12 protein-coding genes are annotated in these 12,178 nt (G+C 66.3%); 9 read left to right on the top strand and 3 right to left on the bottom strand.

Annotated features, from left to right (window positions below; genetic code table 11):
* Window positions 1-16 precede the first annotated feature (16 nt).
* Window positions 17-949 carry a ubiquinone anaerobic biosynthesis protein UbiV gene (gene ubiV, locus ACZ1A1_RS11075; RefSeq protein ID WP_463619965.1) on the top strand — a complete coding sequence of 311 codons (933 nt, stop codon included), beginning with the start codon at window positions 17-19 and terminating at the stop codon, window positions 947-949.
* A 115-nt stretch (window positions 950-1,064) separates the two neighbouring features.
* Here the strand turns inward: ubiV and ACZ1A1_RS11070 are convergent, their stop codons facing one another.
* The 3 genes from ACZ1A1_RS11070 to ACZ1A1_RS11060 form a co-directional block, all read right to left on the bottom strand.
* Window positions 1,065-2,438, bottom strand: coding sequence for an aminotransferase (locus tag ACZ1A1_RS11070; protein WP_463619963.1), 1,374 nt, complete (start codon window positions 2,436-2,438; stop codon window positions 1,065-1,067).
* Between the two features lie 11 nt (window positions 2,439-2,449).
* Window positions 2,450-3,946 carry an NAD-dependent succinate-semialdehyde dehydrogenase gene (locus ACZ1A1_RS11065; protein WP_463619962.1) on the bottom strand — a complete coding sequence of 499 codons (1,497 nt, stop codon included), beginning with the start codon at window positions 3,944-3,946 and terminating at the stop codon, window positions 2,450-2,452.
* 131 nt (window positions 3,947-4,077) lie between these two features.
* Window positions 4,078-4,560 (bottom strand): Lrp/AsnC family transcriptional regulator, encoded by a 483-nt coding sequence (locus ACZ1A1_RS11060; protein WP_313192502.1) that lies wholly within the window; start codon window positions 4,558-4,560, stop codon window positions 4,078-4,080.
* A 102-nt stretch (window positions 4,561-4,662) separates the two neighbouring features.
* On the opposite strand from ACZ1A1_RS11060, the gene ehuR reads away from it, so the two are divergent.
* The 8 genes from ehuR (at window position 4,663) to eutC (ending at window position 12,177) form a co-directional block, all read left to right on the top strand.
* Window positions 4,663-6,048, top strand: coding sequence for a MocR-like ectoine utilization transcription factor EhuR (gene ehuR, locus ACZ1A1_RS11055; protein WP_463619961.1), 1,386 nt, complete (start codon window positions 4,663-4,665; stop codon window positions 6,046-6,048).
* A 121-nt stretch (window positions 6,049-6,169) separates the two neighbouring features.
* On the top strand, window positions 6,170-6,955 hold the full coding sequence (gene ehuA / locus ACZ1A1_RS11050; RefSeq protein ID WP_463619960.1) for an ectoine/hydroxyectoine ABC transporter ATP-binding protein EhuA: 786 nt from the start codon (window positions 6,170-6,172) through the stop codon (window positions 6,953-6,955).
* An 83-nt stretch (window positions 6,956-7,038) separates the two neighbouring features.
* Window positions 7,039-7,884 (top strand): ectoine/hydroxyectoine ABC transporter substrate-binding protein EhuB, encoded by an 846-nt coding sequence (gene ehuB, locus ACZ1A1_RS11045; RefSeq protein WP_409529974.1) that lies wholly within the window; start codon window positions 7,039-7,041, stop codon window positions 7,882-7,884.
* Window positions 7,885-8,083: 199 nt separating this feature from the next.
* Window positions 8,084-8,743, top strand: a complete 660-nt coding sequence (gene ehuC / locus ACZ1A1_RS11040) for an ectoine/hydroxyectoine ABC transporter permease subunit EhuC (protein WP_313192505.1) — start codon at window positions 8,084-8,086, stop codon at window positions 8,741-8,743.
* Window positions 8,744-8,745: 2 nt separating this feature from the next.
* Complete coding sequence (gene ehuD / locus ACZ1A1_RS11035; protein ID WP_313192506.1) at window positions 8,746-9,408, top strand: ectoine/hydroxyectoine ABC transporter permease subunit EhuD; 663 nt, start codon at window positions 8,746-8,748, stop codon at window positions 9,406-9,408.
* Complete coding sequence (gene eutA, locus ACZ1A1_RS11030) at window positions 9,408-10,190, top strand: ectoine utilization protein EutA (RefSeq protein ID WP_463619959.1); 783 nt, start codon at window positions 9,408-9,410, stop codon at window positions 10,188-10,190. Before ehuD ends, eutA begins: the two co-directional genes overlap by 1 nt.
* Window positions 10,187-11,188 (top strand): hydroxyectoine utilization dehydratase EutB, encoded by a 1,002-nt coding sequence (gene eutB, locus ACZ1A1_RS11025; RefSeq protein ID WP_463619958.1) that lies wholly within the window; start codon window positions 10,187-10,189, stop codon window positions 11,186-11,188. Before eutA ends, eutB begins: the two co-directional genes overlap by 4 nt.
* Window positions 11,185-12,177 (top strand): ectoine utilization protein EutC, encoded by a 993-nt coding sequence (gene eutC / locus ACZ1A1_RS11020; RefSeq protein WP_463619957.1) that lies wholly within the window; start codon window positions 11,185-11,187, stop codon window positions 12,175-12,177. Before eutB ends, eutC begins: the two co-directional genes overlap by 4 nt.
* Window position 12,178: the final 1 nt, after the last annotated feature.

Raw genomic sequence — 12,178 nt, 5'->3', positions numbered from 1 at the left:
CCCGGGAGACGACAGGATGGAAGCGAAGCGGGCGGCGTTGAGCCTCGGGCCGGTCTATTACCTCTGGGATGGGCCGAAATGGCGGGATTTCTATTTCCGCATCGCCGACGAGGCGGATATCGGACACGTCACGCTGGGCGAGACGGTCTGTTCCAAGCGCCAGCATTTCAGCGAACCGCACGTCGCCGAGGTCATCGAGCGCCTCGAGGCGGCCGGCAAGCAGGTGACGCTCTCGACACTCGCCATGGTGACGCTGGAGCGCGAAAGCCGGCATGTGCGTGATCTCGTTCGCGACAGCATCCACCCTGTCGAGGCAAACGACCTTTCGGCGCTCGGCCTGCTCAAGGGAAAGCCGCATTCGGTCGGCCCGCTGGTCAATGTCTACAATGCCGCGACGGCGCGCACGCTTGCCGCGCGCGGGGCGGACAATATCTGCCTGCCGCCGGAGCTTCCGGCCGCCTCCATCCGGCAGATGCTGGCCGCCATGCCGGACTTTTCCTTCGAGCTCTTCGCCTTCGGCCGCATGCCGCTCGCCATTTCCGCGCGCTGTGCCCATGCCCGCTCGAAAGGGCTGACCAAGGACAATTGCCAGTTCATCTGCGGCGAAGACCCGGACGGCCTGCCGCTGCGCACGCTCGACCGCCAGTCCTTTCTCGTGCTCAACGGCGTGCAGACCATGTCGAACAGCTGCGTCATGCTGCTGGACGACCTTGCTCCCCTGATTTCCGCCGGGCTCTCGCGTGTTCGCCTGTCCCCCCAGGACTGCGACATGGTGGCGGTGGCGAAGCTCTACAGGATGGTTCTGGACGGAAGGATGGATGGCGACGAGGCGATCGCGGCCATTTCGACGATCTATCCGTCGGTGCCGTTCTCGAACGGCTTCCTGCACCAGAAAGAAGGAGCCGCCTGGGTTTCGCGCGGGCGCACGTTGGCGACGGGGCCGACTTGAAGCGAATTCGCCTATTCTGACCTCGTCGGCCTTTTCTCCCGGGCTGCCATGAAGACCGCGCTGGAAAGGCATGATGCGCCGGGGCAGCGTCGCCGCTGCCCCGGCTATTCGAATCTCAGCCGAGAACGGCCTTCACCGCGTCGGCCGTCGCCTTCACGACGATATCGGCCTCCTCGCGGGTCAGGCACAGCGGCGGGGCGAAACCGAGAATGTCGCCTTGCGGCATGGCGCGGCCGATGACGCCGCGTTCGAGGAGGGCGCTCGCCACTTGCGGGCCGATCTTCTGCGAAGGATCGAAGAAGGCGCGGTCGTCCCGGTCCTCGACGAATTCCACGGCGGCCATCAGGCCATCGCCGCGCACTTCGCCGACATTCCGATGGTCGCCGACGGCCTTTTCGAGTTCGCTGCGGAAATAGGCGCCCGTCGCGCCGGCATTTTCCACAAGGCCGAGTTCGTCGATCAGCTCCAGATTGGCGACGCCCGCGGCGGCGCAGATCGGATGGGCGGAATAGGTCCAGCCATGGCCGATGGCGCCGAGTTCGTCGGACCCCTTGACCAGCACTTCCCAGACCTTGTCGGAGACGATGGTGCCCGAGAGCGGCGCATAGGCGGAGGTGAGGCCCTTGGCGATGGTGATGAGCGCCGGCTTCATGCCGTAATGGTCCGAGCCGAACATCGTGCCGAGGCGGCCGAAGCCGGTGACGACCTCGTCGGCGACGAGCAGGATGTCGTATTTGTCGAGCACGGCCTGGATCTTCTGCCAATAGCCCTTCGGCGGCGGCACGATGCCGCCGGTGCCGAGGATCGGTTCCCCGATGAAGGCGGCGACCGTCTCCGGGCCCTCGGCGAGGATCATCTCCTCCAGCTTGTCGGCGCAATATTGCGAGAACTGCTCCTCGTCCATCGAGCGATCCGGCCGGCGGAAGAAATAGGGCGCTTCCGTGTGCAGGATCGGCGCGCGCGGCAGGTCGAAGGCGTTGTGGAAGAGGTGGAGGCCGGTCAGCGAGCCGGTCATGACGCCGGAGCCGTGATAGCCCCGCCAGCGCGAGATGATCTTCTTCTTCTCCGGCCGGCCGAGGATGTTGTTGTAGTACCAGATGAGCTTGATGTTGGTCTCGTTGGCGTCCGAGCCCGAGAGGCCGAAATAGACCCGGCTCATGCCCTCGGGCGCGCGGTCGATGATCATCTTGGACAGAGTGATCGAAGCTTCCGTGCCGTGGCCGACATAGGCGTGGTAGTAGGCGAGGTTCTTCGCTTGCTCCGCGATGGCGTCGGCGATCTTCTGGCGGCCGTAGCCGACATTGACGCAATAGAGGCCGGCAAAGGCGTCGAGGCTCGTCTTGCCGCCGGTGTCGGTGATGTAGACGCCTTCGCCGCCGCCGATGACGCGCGTCGGCGTCTCGCCGCGGGCATGCATGCCCATATGGGTGGAGGGATGGAAGAAGTGGTCGCGGTCCCAGGCGGTGAGTTCGTTGCGTCTGTCGGCCATGGTCTTTCCTTTCAGGCAGCGGTGTCGATGCAGAGATATTTGAGCTCGGTGAAGGCCTCCATGCCATGGCGCGAACCCTCGCGGCCGAGGCCGGATTGCTTCCAGCCGCCGAAGGGGATCGGGCCGCCGGTGATCTTCACGCGGTTGACCGCCACCATGCCGTATTCCAGCGCGCGGGCAAGGCGCATCTGGCGCGCGCCGTTTTCCGTGACGACATAGGCCACGAGGCCGTATTCGGTGTCGTTGGCCCGCGCGATCACCTCCGCCTCGCTGTCGAAGGCGGTGACGGCGGCCACAGGCCCGAAGGTCTCCTCGCGCATGATCACGGCGTCGTCGGGCACGTCGGTCAGCAGCGTCGGCTGGAAGAACAGCGGTCCGGCCTTGTGGCGCTTGCCGCCGGTGAGAAGCCTTGCTCCGCGCTTGACCGCATCGGCCACCTGCTCCTCCACCTTGGCGATGGCGCGTTCATGCATCAGCGGGCCGATCTCGGCGTCCGGCTCCAATCCGCCGGCGACCTTCAGCGCCTCGATGCGCTCCCTGAAGGCTCTGGTGAAGGCGGCGAGCACGGGGCGCTCGACATAGATGCGGTTGGCGGCAAGGCAATCCTGGCCGGAGGTCGCGAACTTGGCGTTGACGGCGATGTCGGCGGCCTTGTCGATATCGGCATCGGCGAAGACGATCAGCGGCGCATGGCCGCCCAGTTCCATGACGAGCCGCTTCATGGTGGATGCGCACTGGCCGGCGATCAGCCTGCCGATCTCCGTCGAGCCGGTGAAGCTCATGGCACGGATGCGGGGATCGGCATTCATGCGGCCGACGATGGTCGCGGCATCCCCGGTCACGACGTTGAAGACACCGGCGGGAAGGCCGGCCCGTTCGCCCAGTTCGGCAAGGGCGAGGGCCGAGAGCGGCGTTTCGCTGGAGGGATGGGCGACGACCGTGCAGCCGGCGGCAAGTGCCGCGGCGGCCTTGCGGGTGATCATCGCGGAGGGGAAGTTCCACGGCGTCACGATGCCGACGACGCCGAGCGCCTCTCGGCGCACGATCATCTCCGCGCCGGGCAGGTGGCTGGTGACGCTCTCGGCGTTGAGGCGCTTTCCCTCCTCGGCATACCATTCGACGAAGGACGCGGCATAGTCGATCTCGCCGCGGGATTCGGCCAGCGGCTTGCCCTGTTCCAGCGTCATCAGCAAGGCAAGATCCTCGCGATGCTCGAGCATCAGCTCGCCCCATTGGCGCAGAATTCTGCCGCGCTGCTGCGGCAGCAGGTCCCGCCAGGCGGAGAAGGCGTCGCTGGCGGCCGAAACGGCCTCCTCGGTCTGCCCGGCGTCGAACTCGGCAACCCAGGCAAGCGTGGCGTTCGATGCGGGATCCGTCACCTTGAAGCTTGCGCCGTCCCGGCCGGCGGTCCAGCGGCCTCCGACATAGGAGAGCTCGCGCAGCAGATGCGGATCGGCGAGGCGGGCAAGCGCGTCGTGAAATGTCGTGCGGGCAAATACGGCGGTCATGGCGGCCTCCTCGGGTTGTCGGGAGGAGTCTGCCCGAGGCGGAGCGACAGATTGTCTATTGCCGGGGCCGGGGGCAGAGACTTTGACCAAAGATATCCGCCGCCGTGGACAATCTCTCTATTCGGGGCCCTTTATTCGGGAACGGGCAGCAGCGTTGCCAGCGGCAGCACTGTTTCCTCCTTCACCGTCTTGGTGACGATGTAGGTGAAGTAGCGGTCGATGCCCAATTCGCGGTCGAGCAGGCCGTCGACGAGACGCTGGTAGGCGTCGATATCCGCCGCCATGATCTTCAGGATGTAATCGACGCCGCCGCCGACCGACCAGCAGGTGACGATCTCCGGCGTTGCCGCCACCGCGCGCTCGAAACGCTCGAAATCCGCCTGGCGGTGATTGGCGAGCGTCACCTCCATCAAGACGCTGGCGACCGGGGCGACGCGGCGCACCGCGACACGGGCATGATAGCCGGAGACGATGCCGGCCTTTTCGAGCTTGCGCAGGCGCAGCCAGCAGGGGGTGGGGGAAAGCCCCGCCCGCTCCGCGAGCGCCAGCTTGGTGATGCGTCCGTTCTCCTGGATCGCCTCCAGGATGCGCAGGTCGATGGCGTCGAGTTTCATGCGGTCGCCCTCCGGGCGGAAATCATGTCAAAGCGGAGAAAAAGACAATGGGAAGCCATTTTGGCGTTGTCAATTGAACTGAATTTGAGCACTGTTGAAATCATGACAAATTGGCGACCCGATATATCCCAATTGCGCCGGCCGGCCTACCTTTCCCTCGCCGAGCAGATCGCCCGCGCCATTCAGGAAGGTCACCTGCCGAACGGCACGCGTCTTCTACCCCATCGCAAGCTTGCCGACGACCTCAAACTCTCCGTCCAGACCGTCAGCCGCGCCTATGACGAGCTGATCCGCCGGGGGCTCATCTCCGGCGAGATCGGCCGTGGCTCCTTCGTCCAGACGCGGCCGAGGGAACCGGAGCCGCCCTACCTGCCGGAGCGCCTCGGCGAGCTGGTGGATCTCTCGATCCTGAAACCCGTCTGCGAGCAGTTGCACCTGGAGCGCATGCGCGAGGCCTTCGGCTGGCTGGCGGAAAACCTGCCGTCGAGCTCTGCGCTTTCCTTCCGGCCGAACATGGTCTTCCCGCGCCACCGGAATGTCGCCGCCGAATGGCTGGCGCGCTGCGGGCTCGATATCTCGCCGCTCAATATCAGCCTCACCAATGGCGCTACGTCGGGGATGACGGTAGCCTTGATGAGCGTTGCCCCGCCCGGCTCCACGGTGGCGACGGAGGCAATCAGCCACCATACGCTGGTGCCGCTTTCCACCTATCTCGGCCTGCATCTCGAAGGCCTGCCGATCGACCATGACGGCATGATCCCCGAGGCGCTGGACGAGGCGTGCCGGACGGGCGTCATCCGCGCCGTCTTCCTCCAGCCCTCGGTCATCAATCCGACGGCGACGCTGATGAGCGCCGAGCGCCGGCAAGCGCTCGCCGAAGTGGCCCGGCGCCACGATATCTCGATCATCGAGAACGACATTCTCGGCCCGCTCGTCGAGGATCGTGCGCCGCCGATTGCGGCCTATGCGCCGGAGCGCACGCTCTACGTCACGAGCTTCACCAAGATCACGGTGCCGGGCCTGCGCATCGGCTATCTCGCCGCGCCCGACCGCTATGTCGCGGCGGTCACCAACCGCCACCTCGTCTCCAACTGGATGGCGACGCCCTCGATCGCCGAGATCGCCACGCGCTGGGTAAGCGACGGCACGGCGATGGAGCTCGTCACCTGGCAGAGGAAGGCCCTTGCTGTTCGCCATGCCATTGCGGAGGACGCCTTCGCAGGGCTTCCGTATCATGCCCATCCGCAGAGCCTGCATGTCTGGCTGCCGCTGCCGGAGGGCCATACGGAGGAGGGCTTCGTGTCGCAGGCGCGGCTGCGCGGCGTGGCGATCGCCCCCGGCTCCTCCTTCCGCACGGCCGATCAGGGCTGGCATCCGGCCGTGCGCATCTCGCTCGGCTCGACGACCGAGCAGGAACTGCGCACGGGCCTCGGCATTCTGGCCTCGTTGGCCAGCGGAAGTCCGGAAGCGCTGCTGCTCGCGATTTGAGGAAATTGCCTGCCAATCGGGCATCTGAAGAATAATTGTACTGATATTATTATTCGGATTGACATGATTTAGGGCGGCGCGCATCGTTAGGCCATCAGCGTCTCGACAGGGAGAGACATGCATGACCGTGCCGATCATCCGCATCGACAATATCGTGAAGCGCTACGGTCCCTTGACCGTGCTCGACGGGCTGTCGATGGAGGTGCTGCCGGGCGAGAAGCTCGCCCTCATCGGTCCGTCCGGCTCCGGCAAGACGACGATCCTGCGCATCCTGATGACGCTCGAGAGCATCAGCGGCGGCCATATCGAGGTCGATGGCGACCAGCTCTACCACATGCCGAAGAACGGCGGCCTCGCCCCGGCGGACGATCGCCACCTGCACAGGATGCGCGCCAAGATCGGCATGGTCTTCCAGCACTTCAATCTCTTCCCGCACAAATGCGTGCTCGACAACGTCACCCTGGCGCCGATGCTGACGAAGGGCGTCGCGAAGGCCGCTGCGGAGAAGCGGGCGATGGAGCTTCTCGACATGGTGGGCCTTGCCGACAAGGCGAAGAACATGCCCGCGCAATTGTCCGGCGGACAGAAGCAGCGTGTTGCCATCGCCCGCGCTCTCGCGCTCTCGCCGAAGATCATGCTGTTCGACGAGGTGACGTCGGCGCTCGATCCCGAACTGGTCGAGGAGGTGCTGAACGTCATGCGCAAGCTCGCCGCCGAGACCGACATGACCATGCTGCTCGTCACCCACGAGATGGGCTTCGCCCACGACTTTGCCGACCGCATCCTCTTCTTCGATCGCGGCAGGATCGTCGAGGAGGGCAAGCCGGACGAGATTTTCCGCAATCCCAGGCAGGAACGCACGCAGACCTTCCTGCGCAAGATCATCGCGGCCGGGCACCGCGTCTGAATGGCTCGCGCCGCTCGGAAACAAGGCTCCAAGCAAGATCCCAATAACAACCAGAAACAGCCAGAGGAGTTCACAATATGAGCATGAGAACGCTTTTGACCCTGGCGGCCGGCGCAAGCGCGCTGATGGCCGCCATCGTCGCCACCCCCGCTTTCGCCGATGACGCCAAGCTGGAGGAGCTGAAGGCGCAGGGCTTTGCCCGCGTCGCCATCGCCAACGAGCCGCCGTTCACGGCGGTCGCCGCCGACGGCAAGGTTTCGGGGGCTGCCCCGGATGTCGCCCGCGAGGTCTTCAAGCGCCTTGGTGTGGCCGATATCGTCGCCTCTATTTCCGAATACGGCGCGATGATCCCCGGCCTGCAGGCCGGCCGCCACGACGTCATCACCGCCGGCCTCTTCATGAAGCCGGAGCGCTGTGCCGCCGTCGCCTATTCCGAACCGGTGCTGTGCGATGCCGAGGCCTTCGCGCTGAAGAAGGGCAATCCGCTCGGCCTCAAGAGCTACAAGGACATCGCCGACAATCCGGATGCGAAGATCGGCGCACCGGGCGGCGGCACCGAGGAGAAGCTGGCGCTCGAAGCCGGCGTGCCGCGTGACCGCGTCATCGTCGTGCCGGATGGCCAGAGCGGCCTGAAGATGCTGCAGGACGGCCGTATCGATGCCTATTCGCTGCCTGTCCTGTCCATCAACGATCTCGTTGCCAAGGCGAACGATCCCGGGATCGAAGTGGTCGCCCCCGTGGAGGGCGCTCCGGTCTATTGCGACGGCGCGGCGTTCAGGAAGGGTGACGAGGCCCTGCGCGATGCCTTCGACGTGGAGCTCGCCAAGCTGAAGGAAAGCGGCGAATTCGCCAAAATCATCGAGCCCTACGGCTTCTCCGCCAAGGCCGCGATGTCGACGACGCGCGAGAAGCTTTGCGCGGCACAGTGATAGGGGCGGGTTCGCCCCTCATCCCGCTGCCGCGACCTTCTCCCCGTGAACGGGGAGAAGGGACTTGTGGCTCCGGTTTCCCATCGTCGTTGACGATCTGGAAAACGATGCCGGTTCGCCCTTCGCCCCGTTCACGGGGAGAAGGTGCCGGCAGGCGGATGAGGGGCTTTGCCCGGTTGAAGCTAACTTGGAACACACCATGACCGACTGGTCCGGCTATATAGGGCTGATCCTGCAAGGCGCGCTCGTGACGCTCGAGCTTACCGTCATGGGCTCGGCGCTCGCCGTCATCATGGCATTTCTCGCGGGCCTCGGCCGCGTCAGCCGTTTCATGGCGGTGAGGGCGCTCGCCACGACCTATATCGAGTTCTTCCGCGGCACCTCGATCTTCGTGCAGCTCTTCTGGGTCTATTTCGTGCTGCCCTTCGCGGGCGTCACGCTCTCGCCGCTGCAGGCCGGCGTCCTGGCGCTCGGCCTGAATGTCGGCGCCTATGGGGCGGAGGTGGTGCGCGGTGCCGTCAGGGCGATCGGCCGCGAGCAGCGGGAGGCCTGCATCGCGCTCAACCTTTCGCGCAGCCAGGCGATGCGCCACGTCATCCTGCCGCAGGCGCTGCCCCTGATGCTGCCGACCTTCGGCAACAATGCCATCGAGCTCCTGAAGGGCACCGCCGTCGTCTCGCTGATATCGCTCACCGACATGACCTTCCAGGCGCAGGTGGTGCGCGCGCAGACGGGCAGCACGCTGATCCCCTTCGCCACCATCCTCGTGCTCTATTTCCTGATGGCGCTCGCCATTTCCTACGGCATGCGCTGGCTGGAGCGCCGGGTCACCCGCGGCCTCGATGGTGTAAGGACCTGATGATGGAGTGGGACTGGAATTTCGTCTGGCAGATCATGCCGACCCTCCTGGAGGGCCTGAAGATCACGATCCTTGCGACCGTGCTCGGGGCCGCCGTCGCCGCCGTGGTCGGCCTCGCCTTTGCCATCCTGCGCATGACTGCGCCGAAGCCGGTCGCGAGGACGACGGGCTTCATCGTGGAGTTCATCCGCGGCACGCCGCTGCTCGTGCAGCTCTACTTCATCTTCTATGTGCTGCCGGATATCGGCATCCGCCTGCCGGCGCTGCTGGCCGGCGTCATCGGGCTCGGCCTGCACTACGGCACCTATGCGGCAGAGGTCTACCGCGCCGGCATCGAGAACGTGCCGCGCGGCCAGTGGGAGGCGGCGAAGGCGACGAACCTCACTGAGCGCCAGACCTGGATCCACGTCATCCTGCCGCAGGCGATCCCGCCGATGATCCCCGCGCTCGCCAATTATCTCATCGCCATGTTCAAGGAAACGCCGCTGCTCTCGGCCATCACCGTGCTGGAGCTGATGAACCAGGCGAAAAGCGTCGCCAACAGCAGCTACCGCTATATCGAGCCGATGACGCTGGTCGGCGTGTTCTTCCTGATCATGAGCCTCATCTCCGTCGTCTTCCTGCGCTGGCTGGAAGAACGCTATGCTCGGCTGGAGGAACGCTGATGCAGACGCCCGGCCTCACCCTCGCCTCGCGCGCACCAGGGCTCGACGACCGGCCGCTGGCCAAGCGCGTCGGCCTTATCATCCTTGCGACCGACCACACGACGGAAGTGGATTTCCAGCGCATGGTGGCCGGCGAGCGGATCGGCGTCTATGCGACGCGCATCCCCTATGCCAATCCGGTGACGCCGGAAAACCTGCGCGCCATGCAGCCCTCGCTGACGGCGGGCGCCGCGCTCATCCTGCCGGACGAGCCGCTGGACGTCGTCATGTATTCCTGCACCTCCGCCTCCGTTGTCATCGGCGATGCAGAGGTGGAGGCCGCCGTGCGGGCCGCAAAACCCGGCGCGGCCGTCGTCACGCCCACGGCCGCGGCGGTTGCCGGCCTCAAGGCGCTCGATGCGAGGCGCATTTCCGTGCTGACGCCCTATACGCTCGAAACCAGCAGGCCGATGGCTGATTATTTCCTGGGGCTCGGCTTCGATATCGCCCGTTTCACCTGCCTCGGCCTGACCGACGACCGCGAGATGGCGCGCATTTCCCCGGCCGAGATCGTCGCCTTCGCCAGGGAGGCGATGGCGCCGGACAGCGATGCGCTGTTCATTTCCTGCACGGCTGTGCGGGCGGCAGGCGTCGCGGCCGAGATCGAAACGGTCATCGGCAAGCCGGTCGTCACCAGCAACCTGGCGACGGCCTGGGCGTGCCTGCGCCTCTGCGGCGACCAGGCGGCGCGGCCGGAGCTCGGCCGGCTGATGACGCTCGCCTATTCGGGACGCGGAGCATGAGGAACCTTCCCGTGACCCTGAGGGAGATTGAACAGGCGGCCCGGCGCATCGAAGGCCGGATCCGGCGCACGCCGTTTGCGCTCTCCGCTTCGCTCTCCGAGCGTTTCGGCGTGCCCGTCGGCCTCAAGCTCGAACATCACCAGACGACCGGCAGCTTCAAGCTGCGCGGCGCGACGAATGCGGTGCTGTCGCTCTCGCCGGAAGAGCGGGCGCGGGGCGTCGTCGCCGCCTCGACGGGTAATCACGGCCGCGCGCTCGCCCATGCCGCCAAGGCGGAAGGATCGACCGCGACGATCTGCATGTCGCGGCTCGTGCCCGACAACAAGGTCGCGGAAATCCGCCGGCTCGGCGCGAATGTCCGCATCGTCGGCCGCTCGCAGGACGAGGCGCAACTGGAGGTCGACCGGCTGGTCGCCGAAGACGGCCTCGTCATGGTGCCGCCCTTCGACGATACGGCCGTGGTAGCGGGGCAGGGCACGCTCGGGCTGGAAATCGTCGAGGCAATGCCCGACGTGGCGACGGTGCTGGTGCCGCTTTCGGGCGGCGGACTGGCGGCAGGCGTCGCCGCGGCGGTGAAGGGACGTTCACCCAGGACCCGCATCATCGGCCTCACCATGGAGCGGGGCGCCGCGATGAAGGCGAGCCTCGATGCCGGGCGGCTGGTACAGGTCGAGGAAGTCGCGAGCCTTGCCGATTCGCTGGGCGGCGGCATCGGGCTCGACAATGCCGTGACGTTCGAAATGTGCCGCGCATTGCTGGACGACGTGATCCTCCTTCCCGAAACCGAGATCGCCGCCGGCATGCGGCATGCCTATGGTGAGGAGCGCGAGGTGATCGAAGGAGCCGGCGCCGTCGGCATCGCGGCGCTGCTCACCGGCCGGCTTGGCCGGCTGGAGGGACCGGCGGCGGTCGTTCTCTCCGGCCGTAACGTGGACATGGGCCAGCATCTGCGGGTCCTCAATGGAGAGGCCGGACTGTTGCGGGAGGACGCGGCGTGACGACGATGAAGATACTCACCGAGGCGGAGCTGCGGCGCATCGTTCCGCTCGATCTCGAAGCAATCGCCTGCGTGGAGGACGCCTTCCATGCGCTTGCCACCAAGGCCGTCGCCATGCCGCCGATCCTGCGGCTCGATATTCCCGAGCATCGCGGCGAGGTGGACGTGAAGACGGCCTATGTGCCCGGCCTCGATGGTTTCGCGATCAAGATCAGCCCCGGCTTCTTCGACAATCCGAAGATCGGCCTGCCGAGCACCAACGGCCTGATGGTGCTGTTCTCCACCAAGACCGGCCTCGTGCAGGCGGTGCTGCTCGACAACGGCTACCTGACGGATGTGCGCACCGCCGCCGCCGGCGCCGTCGCGGCCCGCCATCTTTCACGCCCGGACGCCTCGGTCGCCGCCATTTTCGGTGCCGGCATGCAGGCAAAGCTGCAGCTCGAAGCCTTGAGCCTCGTCCGGCCAATCCGCGAGGCGCGCATCTGGGCGCGCGATGCGGCGAAGGCCGAAACGGCGGCGCTGGAGCTGACGGCGAAGCTCGGCTTTCCCGTCAGCGCCGTGGCGGATGGCCGGGCGGCGGTCGACGGGGCGGATATCGTCGTCACCACCACCCCCTCGGAAAGGCCCGTCCTCAAGGCCGAATGGCTCCAGCCCGGCCAGCATGTCACCGCCATGGGCTCGGATGCCGAGCACAAGAACGAGATCGAGCCGGCCGTCATCACCGGCGCCGGCCTCTATGTCGCCGACAGCCTCAGGCAGACGCGCCGGCTCGGCGAGCTGCACCACGCCATCGAAGCGGGCCTCGTGACGGAGGGCGCGCTTTTCCCCGAACTCGGCGAGATCATCGCCGGGCGCAAACCGGGCCGCAGCGGCCCCGACGAGATCACCGTGGCGGACCTGACCGGCACGGGCATTCAGGACACGGCTATCGCAACCCTTGCCGCCGCCCGTGCGGCGGGGGCGGGCGCCGGCACGGTCTTCGAGAGTTGAG

It is taken from the genome of Shinella sp. R2-11 (assembly GCF_055330205.1).
This window is presented reverse-complemented; position numbering and strand designations above follow the sequence as displayed.

Coding starts and splice junctions, on each gene's coding strand:
- ubiV (WP_463619965.1), top strand. CDS start 17: ATGGAAGCGAAGCGGGCGGCGTTGAGCCTCGGGCCGGTCTATTACCTC.
- ACZ1A1_RS11070 (WP_463619963.1), bottom strand. CDS start 2,438: ATGGCCGACAGACGCAACGAACTCACCGCCTGGGACCGCGACCACTTC.
- ACZ1A1_RS11065 (WP_463619962.1), bottom strand. CDS start 3,946: ATGACCGCCGTATTTGCCCGCACGACATTTCACGACGCGCTTGCCCGC.
- ACZ1A1_RS11060 (WP_313192502.1), bottom strand. CDS start 4,560: ATGAAACTCGACGCCATCGACCTGCGCATCCTGGAGGCGATCCAGGAG.
- ehuR (WP_463619961.1), top strand. CDS start 4,663: ATGACAAATTGGCGACCCGATATATCCCAATTGCGCCGGCCGGCCTAC.
- ehuA (WP_463619960.1), top strand. CDS start 6,170: ATGACCGTGCCGATCATCCGCATCGACAATATCGTGAAGCGCTACGGT.
- ehuB (WP_409529974.1), top strand. CDS start 7,039: ATGAGAACGCTTTTGACCCTGGCGGCCGGCGCAAGCGCGCTGATGGCC.
- ehuC (WP_313192505.1), top strand. CDS start 8,084: ATGACCGACTGGTCCGGCTATATAGGGCTGATCCTGCAAGGCGCGCTC.
- ehuD (WP_313192506.1), top strand. CDS start 8,746: ATGGAGTGGGACTGGAATTTCGTCTGGCAGATCATGCCGACCCTCCTG.
- eutA (WP_463619959.1), top strand. CDS start 9,408: ATGCAGACGCCCGGCCTCACCCTCGCCTCGCGCGCACCAGGGCTCGAC.
- eutB (WP_463619958.1), top strand. CDS start 10,187: ATGAGGAACCTTCCCGTGACCCTGAGGGAGATTGAACAGGCGGCCCGG.